This window comes from Jeotgalibacillus campisalis, assembly GCF_000829515.1.
Lineage (GTDB): Bacteria > Bacillota > Bacilli > Bacillales > Jeotgalibacillaceae > Jeotgalibacillus > Jeotgalibacillus campisalis.
Window position 1 is genome coordinate 323069 of the sequence record NZ_JXRR01000008.1, and the last position, 20522, is coordinate 343590.

At 40.5% G+C, this 20522-nt stretch carries 20 protein-coding genes and 1 pseudogene; 19 read left to right on the top strand and 2 right to left on the bottom strand.

What is annotated here, in order from left to right; translation table 11 throughout:
* The first annotated feature begins 35 nt into the window (after positions 1 to 35).
* From KR50_RS05070 to KR50_RS05090, 5 genes are all read left to right on the top strand, one after another.
* Positions 36 to 1193: an FAD-dependent oxidoreductase gene (locus tag KR50_RS05070; RefSeq protein WP_041055650.1), complete on the top strand. Its 1158-nt coding sequence runs from the start codon at positions 36 to 38 to the stop codon at positions 1191 to 1193.
* Positions 1194 to 1439: 246 nt separating this feature from the next.
* Positions 1440 to 2939: a spore germination protein gene (locus tag KR50_RS05075; protein ID WP_156969464.1), complete on the top strand. Its 1500-nt coding sequence runs from the start codon at positions 1440 to 1442 to the stop codon at positions 2937 to 2939.
* Positions 2940 to 2945: 6 nt separating this feature from the next.
* Positions 2946 to 4031 carry a GerAB/ArcD/ProY family transporter gene (locus tag KR50_RS05080; protein ID WP_041055653.1) on the top strand — a complete coding sequence of 362 codons (1086 nt, stop codon included), beginning with the start codon at positions 2946 to 2948 and terminating at the stop codon, positions 4029 to 4031.
* The gene (locus KR50_RS05085; RefSeq protein ID WP_052476797.1) at positions 4028 to 5134 is read left to right on the top strand and encodes a Ger(x)C family spore germination protein; all 1107 of its coding nucleotides are present in this window, start codon (positions 4028 to 4030) and stop codon (positions 5132 to 5134) included. Before KR50_RS05080 ends, KR50_RS05085 begins: the two co-directional genes overlap by 4 nt.
* A gap of 73 nt (positions 5135 to 5207) precedes the next feature.
* The gene (locus tag KR50_RS05090) at positions 5208 to 6014 is read left to right on the top strand and encodes a phosphatidylinositol-specific phospholipase C/glycerophosphodiester phosphodiesterase family protein (protein WP_041055659.1); all 807 of its coding nucleotides are present in this window, start codon (positions 5208 to 5210) and stop codon (positions 6012 to 6014) included.
* 151 nt (positions 6015 to 6165) lie between these two features.
* Here KR50_RS05090 and KR50_RS05095 read toward each other — a convergent pair whose 3' ends face one another.
* Entirely contained in the window at positions 6166 to 7140 is a 975-nt protein-coding gene (locus KR50_RS05095) for a M23 family metallopeptidase (protein ID WP_041055662.1), read from the bottom strand.
* A gap of 216 nt (positions 7141 to 7356) precedes the next feature.
* Between KR50_RS05095 and KR50_RS05100 the strand changes: the two genes are divergently transcribed.
* From KR50_RS05100 to KR50_RS05135, 8 genes are all read left to right on the top strand, one after another.
* Positions 7357 to 8403, top strand: coding sequence for a fatty acid desaturase (locus KR50_RS05100; protein WP_041055664.1), 1047 nt, complete (start codon positions 7357 to 7359; stop codon positions 8401 to 8403).
* Positions 8404 to 8528: 125 nt separating this feature from the next.
* Positions 8529 to 9656 (top strand): sensor histidine kinase, encoded by a 1128-nt coding sequence (locus KR50_RS05105; protein WP_041055667.1) that lies wholly within the window; start codon positions 8529 to 8531, stop codon positions 9654 to 9656.
* A 1-nt stretch (position 9657) separates the two neighbouring features.
* On the top strand, positions 9658 to 10257 hold the full coding sequence (locus KR50_RS05110) for a response regulator transcription factor (protein ID WP_041055670.1): 600 nt from the start codon (positions 9658 to 9660) through the stop codon (positions 10255 to 10257).
* A 434-nt stretch (positions 10258 to 10691) separates the two neighbouring features.
* On the top strand, positions 10692 to 12422 hold the full coding sequence (gene cydD, locus KR50_RS05115) for a thiol reductant ABC exporter subunit CydD (protein WP_041055673.1): 1731 nt from the start codon (positions 10692 to 10694) through the stop codon (positions 12420 to 12422).
* Positions 12419 to 14134: a thiol reductant ABC exporter subunit CydC gene (gene cydC / locus KR50_RS05120; RefSeq protein WP_041055676.1), complete on the top strand. Its 1716-nt coding sequence runs from the start codon at positions 12419 to 12421 to the stop codon at positions 14132 to 14134. Before cydD ends, cydC begins: the two co-directional genes overlap by 4 nt.
* Before the next feature lie 163 nt (positions 14135 to 14297).
* A complete protein-coding gene (locus KR50_RS05125; RefSeq protein ID WP_041055677.1) occupies positions 14298 to 16469 on the top strand; it encodes an ATP-dependent helicase in 2172 nt (723 codons plus the stop codon).
* Between the two features lie 16 nt (positions 16470 to 16485).
* Entirely contained in the window at positions 16486 to 16917 is a 432-nt protein-coding gene (locus KR50_RS05130) for a hypothetical protein (RefSeq protein ID WP_041055680.1), read from the top strand.
* A 55-nt stretch (positions 16918 to 16972) separates the two neighbouring features.
* The gene (locus KR50_RS05135) at positions 16973 to 17428 is read left to right on the top strand and encodes a GNAT family N-acetyltransferase (protein WP_041055683.1); all 456 of its coding nucleotides are present in this window, start codon (positions 16973 to 16975) and stop codon (positions 17426 to 17428) included.
* 327 nt (positions 17429 to 17755) lie between these two features.
* On the opposite strand, the gene KR50_RS18210 is transcribed toward KR50_RS05135, so the two are convergent.
* Positions 17756 to 17902 carry an SDR family NAD(P)-dependent oxidoreductase gene (locus tag KR50_RS18210; protein WP_232304241.1) on the bottom strand — a complete coding sequence of 49 codons (147 nt, stop codon included), beginning with the start codon at positions 17900 to 17902 and terminating at the stop codon, positions 17756 to 17758.
* Here KR50_RS18210 and KR50_RS18890 point away from each other — a divergent pair.
* From KR50_RS18890 to KR50_RS05155, 6 genes and pseudogenes are all read left to right on the top strand, one after another.
* Positions 17884 to 17988, top strand: a pseudogene (locus KR50_RS18890) (3-alpha-hydroxysteroid dehydrogenase); the annotation flags it as partial. The gene KR50_RS18210 and the pseudogene KR50_RS18890 overlap by 19 nt on opposite strands.
* A gap of 108 nt (positions 17989 to 18096) precedes the next feature.
* Positions 18097 to 18696, top strand: coding sequence for a hypothetical protein (locus KR50_RS05140; RefSeq protein ID WP_041055685.1), 600 nt, complete (start codon positions 18097 to 18099; stop codon positions 18694 to 18696).
* Between the two features lie 163 nt (positions 18697 to 18859).
* Complete coding sequence (locus KR50_RS05145) at positions 18860 to 19123, top strand: hypothetical protein (RefSeq protein WP_232304242.1); 264 nt, start codon at positions 18860 to 18862, stop codon at positions 19121 to 19123.
* Between the two features lie 187 nt (positions 19124 to 19310).
* Positions 19311 to 19487, top strand: a complete 177-nt coding sequence (locus KR50_RS18630; RefSeq protein ID WP_198134230.1) for a hypothetical protein — start codon at positions 19311 to 19313, stop codon at positions 19485 to 19487.
* Between the two features lie 220 nt (positions 19488 to 19707).
* Positions 19708 to 19974, top strand: coding sequence for a hypothetical protein (locus KR50_RS05150; protein ID WP_041055687.1), 267 nt, complete (start codon positions 19708 to 19710; stop codon positions 19972 to 19974).
* A 227-nt stretch (positions 19975 to 20201) separates the two neighbouring features.
* Positions 20202 to 20396, top strand: coding sequence for a DUF6980 family protein (locus KR50_RS05155; protein WP_041055690.1), 195 nt, complete (start codon positions 20202 to 20204; stop codon positions 20394 to 20396).
* Positions 20397 to 20522: the final 126 nt, after the last annotated feature.

Sequence of the window (20522 nt, forward strand, 5' to 3'; positions counted from 1 at the left end):
AGGACAGTTTATTGAAGGGTACGGTGAAATAGGAAATGTATGATTGGATCATTATAGGTGGAGGAATTCATGGATGCACCATTGCGGCGTCTCTTTTGAAGAACCGGAAAACCGATATCACCCGTGTAAAGATTATTGATCCATATCCTGAGCCGCTCTATCAATGGAAGAAACGGACTGAAACCATTTCAATGCCTTATCTTCGGTCTCCCGGTGTGCACCATGTTGATGTTAATCCTTTCAGTTTAAAGGCGTATGGGAAACAAGCGGACGGCAAAGGCACTTTTTATGGACCGTACAGCCGGCCCTCTCTTTCTCTGTTTAACACGCATAGTAAATCAGTTTTTCAGGAAGTGGAATTGCAAAAAGCATGGGTAAAAGGAGACGTAGAAAAAATAAAAAGGGTAAATGCTGCCTGGGAAGTTCAAATAGATACAGGCATGCGATTAAAAAGTAAAAATGTCTTGGTCGCAACCGGAACGAACAATAAGTTATATACGCCTGAATGGGGAAAGGAGCTTAGTGCTGCCTTCCCGAACCAGGCAGGACATATTTTTGAAGATAAGGTACCTTCTTTTATTCCTCCGGTGGTTGTGATCGGCGGGGGAATCACTGCCGCTCATCTTGTGATTAAACTATCGGGGCTTTTTCCAGGGAAGGTCATACAGATTGCACGTCATGAAAACCGCATTCATGATTTTGACAGTGATCCCGGCTGGCTTGGACCTAAAAACATGCGTTCATTTGAGCAAATACAGTCGTATGACAAAAGAAGAAAGTTGATTTCGGAGGTGCGACATAAAGGATCCGTTCCGCGTGAACTTGCTACCCGGTTAAAAAGACTTCAAAAGGAAGGATCCTTTACATTTATTTTAGATGAGGTCGGTTCTTGGGAAAAAAATTCGTCATCGATTCATTTGAATCTTACACACTCAAACGAAACAGCAAAAGTGAAAACGGTGCTGTTTGCAACAGGTTTTTCAAGCCGTTTGATGGAAGCACGCTGGCTGCAGGAGCTTATTCAGGAGAATCAGCTTCAATGTGCGAACTGCGGCTTTCCGATTGTGGACGAATCCCTCGAATGGTGTGAACATTTATTTGTTTCCGGGCCCCTTGCTGAGCTTGAATTGGGTCCTTCCGCAAGAAATATAGCTGGTGCAAGAAAAGCAGCTGAGCGCATTGCAGGAGTTTAAGGAAGTCTGCAGAAGATCGTTTTTTTTTTATGTAATTGATACTAAAACTGAGTAATCAGCAAGAATGCTTTCACGGCTTTTTCGTGGGGGCATTCTTTTTTTTGCATCCATTTTAAAAATAGTAAGGTATTACGTTTTTTCTTTCTTTCTTATTATCTTGCTTAACTTCTAAATCTAACGTATACATCCTCTCGTACTGGGAGATAAATAAAGAATAAATGTTACGGAAAATAAGGATGTGAGGGTATGGGTCTCATAAAAATACTGGGAAAGATTTTGGAAAAAAAGGTACCAGTTCAAAATGTAAAGACACAGCCTGTAAAAAAGATAAATAAAAGTAACCAAATAAGCATAGGCGCCATCAAACAGGCGCTTGATGGTGTAGAAGACGTTCAGTATAAACCTGTTCGAACTTCCGAAGGACTTGTTACGCTGATCTATTATGCTTCATTTGTAGATCCTGTAGTCTTGCATGAAAGGGTGGTAAAACCGATTCTGCAGCGTCAGGAAACAGTGATTCATGCTTCGGAGAAAATGGAAGATCACGAATTGAATCGTGTGATCAATCTAATTACTACAGGTCATACCATTATTTATCTGCATAAACCTGCTCTTTTTTACGCAATTGAAACGTTCAGCGCTAAAAACAGGCCGATTCAGCGGACTGAAACGGAATCATCTGTTATTGGGCCCCAGGATTCTTTCACTGAATCGCTTAACATGAATCTCTCTCTTATTAAACGACGTATTACCAATGCCGAATTGAAAAATAAAGATTATATTATCGGTGCGGAAACGAACACAAAGATCTCTGTTTTATATCTTGAGCACTTAGTGAATAAAGACGATTTAGCCTGTGTTAAGAAGAAAATAGAAGAAATCGACTATGCTGGATTTTTAGATATTGCAGTGTTGAAACAGTTGATGGAGGATCATCCTATATCTCCATTTCCACAATACAATATGACGGTCCGGCCTGATATGGCGATGCATTATTTATTGGATGGAAGAATTGTCGTGTTGATGGATAACAGTCAGTCGGTGGTGATCTGCCCCACCACATTTTTTGAACTATTCGTTCCGACTGAAGATTATTACAATCGCTGGACGACAGTTACGCTTCTCCGCGCTCTGCGTTTCTTTGGGTTTTTTGTCACGATTATTTTGACGCCAACTTATATATCAGCGCTCACGTACCATCCTGAGCTTCTCCCCTTTGAACTGCTCCTGAATCTTCAGGAATCCAGGGATCGTGTGCCATTTCCTCCTGTCATTGAAGTGCTTTTTATTGAATTAATTATTGAGATATTGAGAGAAGCCGGTTCCCGAATGCCCACAAAAATTGGTTCAACCATTGGTATTGTTGGGGGTATTGTGATTGGGACGGCTGCGGTTGAGGCCGGGTTGATCAGTAATATCCTTGTCGTGCTTGTGGCCGTTTCAGCGCTGCTATCGTTTTTGCCATCGAATTTTTTAATGAGCAACACGAGCCGCTTTATCCGCTATGCCTTTATTTTATCAGCGGGAACTTTTGGTATGTATGGTCAAGTGATTGCGTTGGCATGGCTTTTTATTCATTTGCTGAATTTAACTTCTCTTGGAAAACCTTATTTAGCTCCAGTTATCCCAAGAAAATGGACGGATCTACTCGATAGTATTATTCGATTTCCGATGAGGTTCTTGAGGTATAAAAAAGGAATATCTGCTTTAAAAAATAAGCGTGTCAGCCCGCTGGATGAGGAGTGATAGTGGGTGGATAATAATAAACTGAAAAAATTAAAACCCTATCATGTTATTTTCCTAGTTCAAAACAGCATGGTTGCACTCGGTCTGCTTTCTTTACCCAATGAATTAAGTTCGATGGGATATAGCCAGTGGTGGATCCCTTTGATGCTCGGCATAATTGCAAATCTGACGCTTATTCCGATCATCTGGCTTTTTCAGCGCTATCCTCAGGACAATCTATTTACTTTAAACGAAAAATTGATTGGCAAGTTCTTAGGGAAGATACTTAATACTTTTCTAGTGGTGTACTTGATTTTTTTTATTGCTTCGATAGTTGAAGGGTATCTCGATTTAATCAAGATTATTGCGCTGCCTGACAGAACGATTGCCGGTCCTCTAGTGGTCTTTTTTATCGTGCTGTTATACATCGTGCATGGCGGGATAAAATCCATTGCTCGCTTTTGCATTTTAAGCTTTTTTTTGACAATCTGGATGGCCTATTTTCTGCAATGGTCTATTCTGGAGGGAGATATTCGCCATTTGATGCCGGTATCTAATTTCACTTTTCATGAATTTTTAGTAGCCAGCCGTAATGGCTATTTTGCAATTTGCGGGTACGAACTCATTATGACTTACTTTCCCTATATCATTAATCAGAAAAAAGCGTTCAAACATGCAAGTATCGGTATTTGGATCACGATCACACTCTATTTTTCTGTCACTGTAGTAAGTGTAATGTATTTTACGGAATGGCAGTTGGAGGAAGTGATTTACCCTATTTTAAAGCTGTACAAGGCTGTTGAGTTGTCTTACGCAGAACGAATTGACGTCCTGGGCATTTCGCTCTGGGTACTTCTTATTCTTTCAAGTACTGCAGCCTACTTATGGGTTGCAAAAAAAGGAATGGATGCACTCCGGTCAAATAATAAAACCTACCATTTATATGTAATTGCAATCTGTATATTTGTTTTTGTCATGATCCCATTATCAAAGGATTTTCAGGAAGCATTTTACGATAATCTTTTTTATATTAAGTTTTCCATTATCTTATGGCCGAATATTTTAATTTTTCTTCATTTGATTAAATCCAAAAGAAAGCAGGCTTCAGCATGACAATACGCCTTGTATTTGCCTTTATATGCTCTCTGATCTTTCTTTCCGGCTGTTCACTCCAGCTTAAACCAAGTGCTGTAGAGGATGTGGCGCTTGTAAGTTTGATCGGGATTGATTATGAAGATGAAAATAATATGTCGGTGACGCTTGCTGTTCCGCAATATAGTTCTTCTGCAGGTAAGAAAAATCAAGTCTACAACAATCAAGCCAGCATGATCAATGAAGCGATTGTAAACATTTCCTCTCAGGCTGATAAAGAAATAAAGTTCAATGGGTTGAGGGTTGTGTTGTTTAATGAGGAATTTGCTAAAAGCGGGAGGATGTGGGAAGTGGTAGAGCATTTTTACCGGAACCCGGTAGTTAGCGGAAATGTGTATGTGGTGATAGTGAAAGACAGTGCAGAAGAGCTATTGAGAGGGGAATACCCTGACAAACCAAGTATTGTGAGTTATTTGACCGCGTTACTTAAACCCAAGCCTAATATTATGAACAGTCCAATTACGACCATTCATAATTTTATGTATGCGCATTCGAATCCTGTTTTAGATGTAAAGGTTCCATATTTAGAGGATAAAGGGGATTTTATTGAAATTTCAGGGACGGGCCTATTTAATAAAGACAAATTAGAAGAAGTGTATTCCCGTGAAAAGGCGCGAATTATTCAACTGCTTTCAGGTGAAAAAAGATTACCTGCTGTGAAGATTCAGCTCAGTGAAAATGGAGAAGAAAGAGAAGAAGTTGTGATTGATTTAATAACATCAGAAGTTGATTATTCCTCAAATAAAAACGTGGATCATCCGCTTCTCGATATTTCGGTGAAATTAAAAGGAAGTGTATACGAATACCGCGGGGAAAAGGATCTTTTAAACAGCAAAGATTTTTCGCTGCTTGAAGAAGAGATCAGTAAAATAACTGAACAGCAGGTGGAGCAGGTAATCAATGAATTACTTGAAAAAAAAATCGATCCGATTGGATTTAGTGAAAATTTCCGCATGTATTATCACGGAGAGTGGACTGAAGAAAAGAGTCGGGAAGTACTTGGCAATCTTGAGTACACGGTTTCAACAGACATGCAAATTTTAGCAACAGGAACGTTACGGTAAGGTGAAAAAGGAGGAATCTTCAGCTTTAAATGGCTCATACTACAAAGGCAGATTGTAATCGAGGTGTTGAAGAATGAAGTATTTACTTCTTTTCATGGTTTTATGGTCGTGGTCGAGTCCTACTGAAGAAGAAATTGATTCATACGCATGGACAAAGCATAAGCTCATTGCCCATGCGGCGGGAGGAATTAAGGGGAAGGACTACACGAACAGTGAAGAGGCTTTTCGAAACAGCTACAATAACGGCTATAAGCTGATTGAGATTGATCTTTCTCTGACAAGTGACGGGCATCTGGTCGCTCGCCACGGCTGGGATGAAACGTATGGGCAGGAATTTAAACCAAAAAATAAAGCACTTTCTTATAATAAATTCATTAAGCTTCCATACTATCTTCACTATACCCCTCTGGACTTTGAACGCATCATTAAACTGATGAAAAAGCACCCTGAGATCTATGTTCTCCTAGATGGTAAAGGAACATCCTCAAAAGATACAGAAAAGCTATATCGTCAGGTTGGAGAAAAAATCAAGGGTGTTGATGAGGATATTTTGGATCGACTGATCCCGCAAATGTATTATCAAGAGGACCTTAAAATTATTCGCAGTTACGGATTTAAAGATCTTCTGTATATTGTCGGAAGAGAAAATCATTCACCTGAATCAATCGCTGCTTTTTGTGAAAAACACGATTTACGTGCGGTCGGCCTTTCAAAAGCAAGAGTGAATGAATCATTGGTGGAGAATCTTTATAAAAAGGGAATTGTTACCTACGTGTACACGATTAATGATCTAGATGAGATGTATACGTTCTTTGAAATAGATGTTCACGGATTTTACACAGATTATGTCATTCCAGAGGAAATTGAAGAGCTTGAATAGAATGGGAAAAGAGGTGTGGCACAGGTAAATGAAGACCGCTTCAGGCGGTCTTTGTATTTTTAAAACGACCTCTTATGCCAAAAAATAAAGAATGTCCTCATGAAAATAATTCATGAAGTCATTCTTTTCAATGTAGGTTTTGACTGAGCTGTTACTGCTGTCGGTTTTCCCATATCCGCAACGAAGGGTAAGGATCAAACGCCCATTCTGTCCGGCCGTTATCCAGATACATGCCATAATGCAAATGCGGCGGAAACTTCCCGCTGGTTCCTTCCTTCCCGTATCCTGAGCTGCCGACATACCCAATGATCGTTCCGGTTTTAACCACATCGCCTTTTTTTAATTCTTTATTAAAACTGCCTAAATGAGCAAAGTAGTGGTAAATATTATGGATATCGCGCAATCCAACACGCCATCCGCCATATTCATTCCATCCCATCACTTCAATGACACCATGAGTTGTAGCTCTCACTGGAACTCCGTAATTAGCAAAGAGGTCGGTTCCTTCATGAATCCTTTTGCCTCCCCAACCGCGATTATCACCCCAAGTGGTGCGGTAGCTGTAATTATGCTCCTTAGGAAGAGGGAAAACATGATCATACAAATCAAGCGTGTTATTTTGCTGATAGATTTTCGAAATGGTCATAATCTGACGCACTGTTTCTTCACGCCTGTAGTATTCCCACAAGGCTATCTTGAAATTTTCTTCAGCATTTCCAAACTCACTCAAATAGGCGGCCATTGTATAAAGTACGTCCTCAACATCATTTCGATCTGCTTTTTCATCGTTGTTTCCATCGAGCCCTTTGCCTCCAAAAAGATCAATCGTTGCAGGGGAGGTATCATCTTTATTTGGATTCATGGAGCCTGCCCAGTAATCTTCATGAAATTGAATGGCGATCGAGCTGTCCCGTTTTGGAATGTCATCCCGCACAAGCTGAATATTTCGCTCAAACTGATCTACAGCAGCTATATAATACCAGGGAATAAAGTGCTCTGTTCCATATTGAATATAATATCCCATTCGCTCCGACAACAGATCCTCCCGGGAGGTCTTTGTCTCAGCAGACAAGGAAGAGGCAAGGAGAACAAACACTGCAATGCTGCATAGACTAATCCTTTTCATATTAAACCCTCCATCGTCAGGCTATGTTTATTTTCTCCATTCTTTTGTTTTTTCATTACTCCAAATTACGGCATAAGCGGAAGAAAAAAAGTGGGTGTAATACATGGGCATGACAGTTGTCATGTCAAAGTGTTGACAGTCATGACTTCTTTCCTTTGTGATTAAGCTTTAAGATTAGGTCATAAGAAAAATTATGACTTGGCTTGGGAGGCAAATATGAGTAAACAAAAAACAGCAGAACTTAGAAAAAGTGTCTCACCCTTTGAAAAATCAGACTTTAAAGCTAGTGTTCGCCAAATGATTAATACAATTCCACCATTTTTCCTATTATGGTTTTTAGCTTATCAAAGTTTATCGGTATCCATCTTGCTATCACTGGCACTGTCAGTTGTGGCCGCTGGATTCGTTGTTCGAATCTTTATCATTTTTCATGATTGCTGCCACGGCTCTTTCTTTAAAAATAAGAAAATTAACACCATTTTAGGTACGATCACAGGCGTTATTACGATGTTCCCTTTTGAAAAATGGAAACGGGAGCACTCCATTCACCATGCGACCAGCAGTAATTTGGACAAGCGCGGGGTTGGAGATGTATGGATTATGACGGTTGAGGAATATGCAGCTGCATCTCCTAAAGAACGTCTTGCCTATCGTTTGTACCGCAATCCGCTCGTAATGTTCGGTCTTGGTCCATTGTACTTGTTTTTTGTGACAAACCGCATGAATCGTAAAGATGCACGTAAAAAAGAACGAAATAATACGTACTTAACAAATGCAGCAATTATCACTGTTTATGGGCTAATGATCTGGGCAGTCGGCTGGCAGGCATTCCTGCTTGTGCATGGTCCGATTATGTTCGTCTCAGGTTCACTTGGCATCTGGCTGTTTTATGTACAGCATCAGTTTGAAGATTCTTATTTTGAAGACGAATCAGATTGGGATTATGTTAAAGCAGCAGTCGATGGCAGCTCTTTTTACAAACTTCCAAAAGTGCTTCAGTGGGTAACGGGCAACATTGGGTATCACCATGTCCATCACCTAAGCCCGCGTGTTCCGAACTACAATTTGGAAAAAGCGCATGAATCCACTCCGCCGCTTCACCAGGCGACGACGATCACAATGGGATCAAGCCTAAAATCGATCCGTTTCAGATTGTATGATGAGAGCCGCAAAACATTTGTCAGCTTTAAAGAAGTCAAGCAGCGTATTAAATCTGGTGATCTTAACGTGCAGCTTAACCGGAAAATTGTTGAAGGTAAATAAGTTCTTTAACACCCGTCCAATTGGGCGGGTGTTTTTTGCTATACTAAAAAACACAAAGGAATGTTTAAAACCATGAGTTTGAGTCATTGTTTTGATACAATAGAGAAAAGAAAGGAAGGACTTGGGTGCACAATTGGTATGATATCTTTCCGAAGAATACGGGTTTAAATATTTACATATGGATCATTTTTTGTATGCTCCCGTTTTACTTTATTTTCAGGTCGTCTTCCTGGATTGAAATAGCGATTGGTGTAATGATGATTTTGATTTTTTTCATTGCGTACAGACTGACTTTTTTGACCAGCGGGTGGGTCAATTACGTTTGGGTAGGGATTGCCATTGCTATTAGTATTGCCATGACAGTCGTTTTCGGTTTTGTTTATTTTGCCCTTTTCCTCGCTTTTATGGTGGGGAATGTTCAAAACAAAGTCGGATTTTTTATTTTATATGGCGTTCTGGTGCTAACAACGATTGCTACAGTCAACATTGCCTTTTTTACACAAGACGAATTGTTTTTCTCTCAATTTCCTTTCGTATTGATCAGTGTGATCGGTGTTATTTTGCTGCCGTTGAATTCATATAACAGCAAGAAAAGAAATAAGCTTGAAACGCAGCTTGAGGCAGCAAATGAGCGTATTTCCAAATTTATTGTGATGGAGGAACGACAAAGAATTGCTCGGGATCTGCACGATACATTAGGGCAGAAACTTTCTCTGATTGGGCTCAAAAGTGATCTTGCAGGAAAGCTCATCACAGTAAATCCTGAAACAGCAAAAAAGGAAATTCAAGAAATAAATCAAACAGCAAGGACAGCTTTAAAGGAAGTTCGGGAGCTTGTTACGGATATGAGGGGAACGCGGCTGAAAGATGAACTTGTTCATGTGAAGGAAATTTTAAATGCTGCCGGCATTGCTTATGATATTCATGGAGCAAGTACACTGCAGCACACGCCCGTTCTTGTCGAAAATGTATTAAGTATGTGTTTAAAAGAAGCAGTCACAAATGTCGTCAAGCACAGTGAAGCCTTTTTATGTGAGATCAGTATTGAGCAGACGTCGAAAGAAATAATTTTGCATGTACATGATGATGGAATCGGGCTGTCAAGCGAGACTGACCTCGAAGGAGGAAATGGGCTGCAGGGTATGAGAGAGCGCCTGGAATTTGTGAATGGTTCGATGGAAATCAATTTTTCCAATGGATCGTCACTGACCATTCGAGTTCCCGTCGTTATTAAAGAATCAAAGGAGGAATAAAATGATCCGGATTGTGTTAGCGGAGGACCAGGGAATGCTGCTTGGTGCATTAGGGTCACTTCTTGATTTAGAAGAAGACATGAAGATTGTTGGCAAAGCGAAAAACGGGGAAGAAGCAATAGAATTGGTGAACCAGGAAAATCCCGACGTTTGTATTATGGATATAGAGATGCCGTTAAAAAGCGGCCTGGATGCAGCATATGTATTAAAGGATCATCCTTGCAAAATTATTATCCTGACAACATTCGCAAGATCTGGTTATTTTGAACGCGCCCGCAGTGCAGGCGTCAGCGGATATTTATTAAAAGACGGTCCAAGTGATGAATTGGCCATTTCAATTCGTACGATTATGGAGGGGCGCCGCATTTATGCCCCAGAACTGGTCGACATGGCTTTTACAGATGCAAATCCTCTTACAGAGCGTGAGAAGCAGGTCATTGAGCTGATTGCAGAAGGTAAAAATACGAAAGAAATTGCAAGCGAACTTTTTATCACAAATGGCACTGTACGCAATTATATTTCGGTTATATTGGACAAATTAGAAGTCAGTAACCGCATTGAAGCCATCTCCCGCTTTAAGGAAAAAGGATGGTTTAAATAACAGGAAAAAAAGAGGGTCGGATAAATGTCTCAACCTCTTCAAACAACCGGTTCTCTGCACTTCAGGCGCACGCATTCCGCAGGGACGGTTGCTTGAGCCTTTTCAGGGCCCTGTCCTGCAAAGTCTCAAGCAACCGTCATATCCTGCAGGAGTCGCCACCTTCCGCTCCGTTCACCTCAAATATACTATTAAAATGACCTCATTCTAAACACTTTCACAGTTCAGTCCCACCTTTTTTTACTTTTGTACAATTTGTATTGGGACTTTGACTCCGTGTGACACAGGCTATTAAAAGGGCTTTCGTCAATTATGAATCCTTAGAGATGAATTTAATCTTATAATTAGGTATAATAAAAACTAACGATATGTGAATTAATTCACAAATTGGTTTTGCGGATGAATAACGCTTCTTCAACGATAGGAGAATAACTTACATGAATGTCTTAAATCCTTATCTTAAACAATATAAAGGCACGCAGATTTTTTTAATTTTCACAGCTATATTAACCGGCTTGAGCATCATCGCGCAGGCGTATTTGATTGTGCTTGCCGTCGACCGTGTTTTTCTTCAGGGACAGCCGTTTGAGGCGATTGTTCCACTTTTAGGATGGCTTGCAGCTGCCCTTCTGCTGCGTGCCGCACTTACCTATGCCAGCGGGCGAGCAGGGGTCCGGATGGCAGCGAAAGTAAAACAGGAGTTTCGCCGGAGACTGCTTGATAAGTTTTCAAAAAACCCTGTGCAGGCGTCGCTTCAAGGGCAGTCTGGTCAGAAAGTAAGTGTCATGCTGGATGCGGTGGACGAAATCGACAGCTATTTCAGCCGTTATATTCCGCAGGTCATTCAGACGTCCATTATCCCGTTAATGATTTTAATTGTTGCATTCAGCCAGCACCTTTATACCGGCCTGCTGATGATTATCACAGCACCTTTTATTCCGCTGTTTTTTATTATTATCGGGATTAAAACGCAAAAAAAATCAGAAGAGCAAATGGACAAAATGGCTGCTTTTTCCGGCCGTTTTCTGGATACACTTCAGGGATTAACTACACTGAAATTATTCGGACGCTCTGCCATACAAAAAGATGCTATACGCGAGAGCAGCTATGGCTTTCGAGATGCGACAATGGATGTGCTGAAGGTTGCTTTTATTTCTTCCTTAATACTTGAATATATTTCCATGCTGAGCATCGGACTCATTGCACTTGAACTTGGTCTCCGCCTTGTTGTGTTTGAAAGTGTCACTTTTTTCACTGCATTCTTTTTACTCGTTCTGGCTCCGGAGTTTTATTTAGCGATTAAAGAGCTCGGAAGCGCTTTTCATACAGGCAGAGGCAGCATGGGAGCAGCGAAAAAAATAACCGATGAACTTGAAAAACAAGACCAGCCTGTAGTATGGGGTGATAAGCAGCTTGAAGGCCTAAATCCGCCTGTTATCAATCTTAACGAAGCTGGATTTAAGTACGGAGAATCCGGATTTGAACTTACAGGAATATCTGCTGAAATAAAACCTTATATGAAAGTGGCTGTCACAGGACGTTCCGGGTCAGGTAAATCAACACTTCTTCACTTACTGGCTGGACTTGTGGCGCCGACAAAGGGCGGTATTGAAATTAATAGCCATCCGCTTTCTTCTTTTTCAGAGAAGGCTTGGTTTGATGAAGTCAGCTATATTTCACAGAAGCCATATGTATTTTCAGGGACGATTGCTGAAAATATTGCGATAGGCGGCAACAAAAACGCAACGCGCAATGATATTATGAATGCTGCTCAAAAAGCAGGAATCTCGGAAATGGTTTCATCATTGCCAAAAGGGTTTGATACATCAGTCGGAGAGGGCGGAAGAGGCTTATCTGGCGGGGAAAAACAACGGTTGGCGATTGCCCGTGCTTTTTTGAAAAATCCATCTGTGATTTTATTTGATGAACCGACAACTGGTCTTGATTTAAAGACCGAACAAATTCTGCAAGCCTCTATTAAAGAGCTTTCGAAACAATCTACGGTTATTACGGTCGCTCACCGACTTCATACGATTCAGGATGCTGATCTGATTTTATTCCTTGAAAATGGTGAGTTAAAAGGAGCCGGCACCCACAGTGAGCTGATGGAAAAAGCACCGGACTACCGAAACATGGTGTCTGTGCAGCAGGGAGGGGATAGAGAATGAAGGATCTGGCCATTGTTATGAAGGAAGTTGGTCGCGAGAGAAAAGACATCTTCCTATCTATTTTATTTGGCTTTACAGCGGGTATCACAGCAGTCGGTTTGTTTGCTTCAAGCGGGTACCTGATTTCCAAAGCGGCACTTGTTCCTCCCCTCTATGCACTGACCGTCATGATTGCGTTATTGAAATTTTTTGGTTTAGCACGAGCTGTCAGCCGCTATGGAGAACGCCTGTCTTCTCACAGAGCCACTTTTTCAATTCTAAGTAATTTAAGAGTCAATTTCTTTGAAAAGCTTGAACCGTTGGCACCAGGTATTTATCAAAAATACCGGAGCGGAGATTTATTGTCCCGGATCGTCGGAGATGTAGAAAGTCTTCAAAATTTCTTTCTGCGGGTTTATTATCCACCCATTGTATTGCTGATTGTATTTTTAAGTACCATTGTTTTTACGATGTTTTTCTCTGTTTACATCGCGCTTGTTTTGATTGTGGGACTGATTTTAACGGCCCTGGTGGTACCTGCATTCTTTGCATACAGCCAGCGCAAAATTGATTCCCGTGTCCGGCAGCAGCGGGGAGAGCTTTCTACAGAAGTAACAGAGCTTTTGTATGGATTTAGAGAATTGAAACTATATCAGCGTTTAGATGAAAAAGAAGAGATGTTAAAAGCATCTTCTCAAAAATACGTTCATGAGCAAGAGCGTGAAGGTATTCAATTAATGTTTAATCAGTCTGTGAATACAGCGATATCGCTGATGATCTCATGGGTTGTGCTCGCACTTGGCGCATTTTTAGTGGCAGAAGGTCAGCTTGACGGATTATTCCTGGCGATGCTGGTGATGATTTCTCTCACGGTTTTTGAAAATGCAACACCGATGGCGGCTTTGCCAGGCAATCTGGAAGAAAGCCGGACAGCCTCTAAGCGCTTGTATTCTGTAGTGAAAGAAAAACCTGAAACAGCTTTAGAGCCAATCGTCACTTTGCCTGAATCACAAGCCTTATCGATTCGTTTTGATGAGCTTTCGTATCAATTTGAAGGAGAGGACCAGCAGGCACTTAATAAAGTAAGTCTTTATTTGCCGGAGGGTTCAAAGACCGCCATTGTTGGTCCAAGCGGGTCAGGTAAATCAACGGTGCTGATGCTGATGTTAAAAGTACTTCATGCAAATCAAGGCGGCCTGCAGATAAACGGTCAATCCATTAAGCATGTGAATGATGAAGATATTTGGTCAAAATCGAATGTCGTTTTGCAGGATAATCACTTTTTTTATGGAACACTTCGGGAAAATCTGGAGCTTGCAGGAACAGGTTTCACAGATGAAGCATATAAAAATGCCCTTCATCAAGTAGAGCTATCCCATTTTGACCTTGAAAGCGAAGTTCTTGAGCACGGGGAGAATCTTTCAGGCGGTGAAAAACAACGTCTTGCCATAGCAAGAGCCATGCTGAAAGGAAAGCGGTTATGGATTTTAGACGAACCCACATCCTCAATTGATGCCTTGACTGAGCAGGATCTGTATGAACGCCTGTTTGCAAAAGCTGAAAATGACACGCTTGTGCTGGTGAGTCACCGCCTGACAGGTCTTGAAAAAATGGATCAGATTATCGTCATGGAAAAAGGGGAAGTCGTGGAAGCCGGGTCATTTAATGAACTCATGGCAAAGCAAGGCTACTTTTATCAAATGAAGCAAATTGAAAAAAGCGTATTTGGATAGAATCATGAGATGCGTGTCTGGGATAAGAGTTAAAAGAATAAGGCAGGGACAATTGTCTCTGCCTTATTCTTGCTTGGGTCAGTTTTTCTGACCTTTCCACAAAACTTCCTCAAAGTGATACAATCAAACCATCGATAATTTAACGTGTCAGGAGTTTGCAAAAATGAGTGCAGAAGAAGACTTTTTTCTTAAAAAATATAAAGAATTGAATGTTTCACTCAATGATGTTCAAAAAAAAGCTGTGCTTCATACGAAAGGGGCACTGCTGCTTTTAGCTTCACCGGGTTCAGGTAAAACGACAACCATTATTATGCGCATCGGCTACTTAATTGAAGTGAAGGGTGTGTCACCCGATCGCATTAAAGGTGTGACGTTCAGCAAAGCATCAGCTGAAGATATGAAAAGCCGTTTTGCCCGATTTTTCCCAGACCTTGAGCCAGTCGATTTTTCTACGATCCACTCATTGGCCTTTTCTATTGTAAGAGAGCATTGCAGGGAGCAGGGGATGGATTACCAATTGATTGAAGGAAAGTTCGATCCGGCAAATCCTTCTGCTAATAAAAAAATGCTCCTTCGCACCATTTTCCAAAAGCTGAACGGTGAAGCGATCACTGATGATCAGCTTGAGGAACTGGCGAGCTATATCAGTTTCATTAAAAATAAGCTGTTGCCTAAAGAAAAGTGGTCAACGATTCCATGTGAAGTGCCGCAAGCAGAGAGGATCTTCCGTAATTACGAAGAAACAAAGGCACAGAACGAAAAGCACCTGCTTCTGGATTATGATGACATGCTGACTATGGCCAACGAAGCACTTTCCTCAAATCGCCGTTTATTAAAAAAGTATCAGCAAAAATATTCTTATATCCTGACAGATGAAAGTCAGGATACTTCACTTGTGCAGCATGCCATTATTGAGAAGCTTGTAGAAGAACATGGGAATCTATGTGTCGTAGCAGACGACGACCAGTCGATTTACACATGGCGTGCGGCTGAACCGCAATACCTACTGGATTTTAAAAAGGTGTACCCGGACGCAGCAGTTTTGATGATGGAGCAAAATTACCGTTCCACTCCTCAAATTGTTGATCCTGCTAATCGGTTTATTAAACGAAATAAAAACCGGTACGATAAAAATATGTTCACAAAAAATGAGCAAGGGGATAAAATCAGCATCAAAGTGTTTCCGGATTATGAGGATCAGTCCCGCTATATTGGACGGGAGCTTGCTTCATTAACAAATTATAAGGACGCAGCTGTTTTGTACAGGACGAACAGTTCAGCAATTCTGCTGATGAACGAACTTGACCGTGCGGATATTCCTTTTTACATGAAAGATTCAGATCAGCGGTTTTTTTCTCATTGGATTGTAGAGGATATTTTGAATTTTATGCGTCTGACTTTTAATGATAAACGGATTGATATTTTTGAACAATTTCACTCAAAATGCAAGGGCTATATTACAAAACAGCAGGTTGAAATGCTAAAAGGCGTGCCCTCTCAGGATTCAGTCTGGGATAAATTGATCCAACATGTTCCGCTGAAGGACTATCAGATTAAGCAAGTTAAAGCATTAAAGCAGACCTTTGGGTTAATGAAGGATGAAGCACCTTTCCCTGTCATTAAGCTGATCCGGGAGCGCGCAGGCTATGACAAAGCGTTGGAGAAAATGAGTGAACGTCTCGGTTTCTCAATGGATCACCTGAAAGATATACTCATGACGCTCGAAGAAATTGCGCGAAAAGAAGAAACCATGAAAGGCTTCGCTGCCCGATTGAAGCATCTGGAATCCCTGCTGAAAACGTCAAAGTTCAATAAAAATCAAAATGCCGTAACCCTATCCACCCTGCATAGCTCCAAGGGGTTAGAATTTAAAAAGGTATACATGATGGATTTGATTGCAGATGTCATTCCGTCCAAAAGCGATCAAAAAGAAAGTGATGAAGGAAATAAAGAGCCAATGGAAGAAGCGGCACGATTGTTTTACGTGGGAATGACAAGAGCAGAAGAACATCTGGAACTTTTGTCTTATCGCATGCGAAACGGCAAGGCGACGAAACCGTCTCTTTTCTTATTAAATGTGAATCACATCATTAACCCGCCTGAAGAAAAAGAAGAAGCATCAATGGATGTCCGGCCGGTCCCGAAAAATCCGAATGCATTGACAAAAGTTTCGCAGCTTGAAGTTGGCAGAAGCGTGAAGCACCGGGTCTTCGGGCGGGGTGAAATTTTGGGCTTTGTCGATGAGGGACTGGAGATCCGATTTACTAAATCAACCAAAAAGCTTTCAATTGAAATGTGTTTGACTATGGGACTCCTTGAACCAGGCGAACAGTAAACATGGGGGGATGAACGTGACTTACACAGCCAAACCGCAGAATTGGACGGTTGCTTTAATTTTCTTTTTTACTTGTGTCCCTCTTTTCTTTATTATAGAAAATCAGGCGGGTCAGGTATTTTGGCTGTATATTGTTCTTTTAGGAGCGATCCTGCTGCTGGGCCTTCTCCGATTTCGAATATCAGTGGAGCCCCATTCCCTGCATTATTCAATCCTTTTATTATCAGCAAAACTTTATCAAGTCTCAATTCCTCCTGAAAAAATTAAAAGGCTTTCGTTTTGCCGTTTTGGCTGGACGTCAAAAGGGGTGATTATCGGTTTGCAAAAGGGTTTTTCGATTCGGATCGTCCGATTTTCTGATGATGCAATCCAAGCTCTTGACGCTTTCGCCCGTGACCATCAGCTTCCCATTCAAAAGACTGATGAGTATCGTTCTCTCGAAAAATAAAATAGTAAGACTAGAGTTTTAGATGGCGATCAGAGCTAGGGGAGGAGAAGGGTACATGGAAATTCGATTGGACGATCTATCGGGCAAGAAGATACAGAAATTGATCAGAGAGCACTTAAACAATATGCTTGAGCATTCCCCGCCTGAAAGTAAGCATGCACTTGACATTGAAGCGCTGAAAAACCCGGACATTACGTTTTGGAGTGTGTGGGAGGAAGATGAATTACTTGGGTGCGGGGCACTAAAAGAGCTTGACGCGCAGCATGGAGAAATTAAATCCATGAGAACCTCAACGGCTCATTTAAGAAAAGGTGCAGCAAGAAAGCTGCTTACATTTATAATAGAAGAATCCCGCCACAGAGGATACAAGCGTATTAGTCTGGAGACGGGATCGATGCAGGCATTTGAACCCGCTAGAAGGCTTTATTTAAGTTTCGGCTTTACTTTTTGTGCACCGTTCAATGGCTATAAAGAGGATCGAAATAGCTTGTTTATGACAAAGGAGGTATAAGGGACAGCAGCTTAAGGGGATTTCCAACAATGAATACCCCGACTGAGTGTAACGGGTTCTGTTGATGAGTACTTTTTGTTAATTCGTAGTCAAAAATATGGATTAAATTGAATGAAGAAAGCACTTCAATTTGAGGTGCTTTTTGTAACGAATGTGAAGAGTTACACTTTAATTAAAGGAATAAGATTAAGAGGTGTAAAAGGTGTGTTTCTGCACACCCTAAACATTGGCAGATATGCTGTCAAATCAGACACAGGAGGGTTTTATCAAGCAAGGTGCAAAGGTTGTTATTACAGATGTACTGACTGAGGACGGGGAAAAAACTGCCTAGATCACAATTCCTGCATTGTTAACGAGGATATTAATTGGTCCAAAGTGTTCCTCGGCTTTTTCTACAACGTGCTTCCAGTCATCTTCGCTCGTTACTTCGTGTTTGAAGAATAAGCAGTTTTCTCCAAGCGCTTCAAGTATCACATCTATGTCTGTATCTCGCTTCAGATGAGTCCAGCTACTCTTCCGGATCTGAATTCATCGTAGATGGCGGTATGATTGCCGGCTAAGAAAAAAATTCGTTCGCTTTTGCGGACGAATTTTTTATTACCCATCAACCGCCTTTTGTTCGCCTGCTTCCACTTCTTTCAAGTATGATATTGAAAAGAGGTGATGAGATGAAGTTTATGGTAATTTGGTTATTACTCCTTGCATACGCGGTTTTCCTGGCACCGGGCTCTGAGGGTTCAGACCCCGTCATGGAGCAGGTATTTGCAGGGAATTGGAATGAGATCGATCCGCTTGTACTGACTGTTTTTAACTCATTAGGTATTTTCCCTTTGGTTATCCTCACGATTTTATTACGCAATGACCGTCAAAAATGGCCTGCATGGCCGTTTTCGTTAGCTTCATTTGCCGGAGGCGCGTTTGCGCTGCTTCCATGGTTTGCATTTGGTGATCGTCCTGCAAAGCGCGGTTTAAGAACACCAAAATGGATACTGCGCATACTGAGATCAAACATCTGGCTGATCTTATTACTCATTTTCTTCTTCGGAAATTTGCTTACCCTTTTACAGGGAATTTCTTTATCCGGATATCGTGAAGCATTTATGGAATCAAGCCTGGTCTCTGTTATGACGGTTGACTGGTTTATTTTGTGGGGGCTGTCTGTGAATGCGGTACACAGATTTTATCCTGATGCGAATAGAAAAGGTCTGGCGTGGATTCCGATTGCGGGGCCTGTGCTTGTGTTGTTTTTTGTGAAAGAGGATCATTAATCAAAAAGGCGGGTTACCTCACCTTTTGATTCTGCTTCACCATTGACTTCTCTTCTATTTTTTCCAGATAAGGGAGCGTTAGTTGAAGAGGGTTGTTTTACTTGTCCTGAACAAACGGGACAGATTATTGAAAAATTTCTAAGATTGAATGGAGGGTTCAATTTTGGACAAAAGAACAAAAAATATTTTAGGATTCTTATCTATATTGACCGTAATAATAAGTGTAATCTTTTTCTTTATAATAAGAGGACCTAATGCGAATTTGACATTGGGCATTAGCGTGTTTACGGTGCTTTCCGTACTTGGAATTGTTTTTGCCATAATATCTAGAAAACTATGGTTTGTTATATCAGGAATTGTTCTGAATGGTGCAGTGTTGGTTTTCGCATATTTCCTTTTGCTTGCAGTAGGAATTAGTGAACCATAAAAGATTGTTCCTGAATCGGGCGCGATTATTGAATAAGCGTCCTTTTTCTTCTTCAACTAAAGGAGTGTGAATGTTCAATAAGAGCAGTCGCTTCTTGTGCTATTGGGCAGTTTAGTATACTAATGGGAAAAACAAAAGTGGATTAGACTTTAACTGCTAACAAAAATGTTTTGAAGGGAGAAGAAAAATGAAAAAAGTAAGGATTTTATTTTTTGCTGGCTTTCTCTTATTTATGTCAGGAATATATTTTTCCACTCTTTTCTTGACTCAATGGGTTATAATCGGTACGTTACTTGCAATAATTGGTGGATTTTTAATGGGTGGTAGCTCATATTTCTTACCTAAACCTAAACCTAAAAAGTAAACATCCTTCTAATAAATCTAAATGTACCTATTCTTCAAGTTAAGATTGTCTTTTCTTATATCACAAGAAAGATTTTGAAATATCACACTTAAAGTAACGGTGAGCTTTACTTAACAGGGGGAATGGGTCAAATATGTGTTTGCTCCTTCTGCTGATATTAAACTATAGGGGCAGGTTAATTCAAGAAGTAATTAGTTTTTAGAATGGAGATTAAAATGAAATGAGTGCAATCACTATAAGAACAAAAATATATTATTATCTATCCTTAACTCTTTTTATTGTTGGTGTTATTTCATGGGTTCCTTATCTGGTGCTTAACATACAAGAACCCTATGGAATGTTAACATTTATTCTTAACCCAATAGGTTTTTATTTTGGTTACTTAGCAAAAAAAAGACTTGTAGCATTAAGCAATTTAGCTATGCTTTTCAGTTTTGTGCCTGTGGTTATTTATGTTTACTTAACAAAAGGATATATTCCTATGTGAGTTCTTTGAAAAATGCGTTCAAATCATTTTTGTGAATCAGTTCACTTAAAGTAACGGGAGCGATTGTTCAATAAGAGCAGTCGCTTTTTCACTAAAGGGGCCGTTTAGTAAAAAAACGACATTATAAAATAATTGTAATTATAAGCAATAGCATAAAGGAGGAATAACAATTGTCTTGGGTTTTATTAAGCTATCGGGTGCTTGACTTAAACAAGGAGAAGTGAAATATGAAAAAACATTGCTGTGAGGATATGGATTATCATGCAACATTCAAGTGTGATATTCATGAAAATCCCTTTGACTGTCCTGATAAAATAATTATATTCGATGAAAAAGATAATGACTATGGATTGATAATTCATGATGGTGGTTCTTCAAGTATAGGAATTAATTTTTGTCCTTGGTGTGGTTCAAAATTATAATATGGAAATGGTAATTAAACTAAAACATTTTCTTATACAACTAACGGGTGCGCGCGACAAGTTCTGCTATAAGCGCTTTGCAGCGTGAAATGCAGGGAATTCGATTGATAAATTCCAACTTTACAT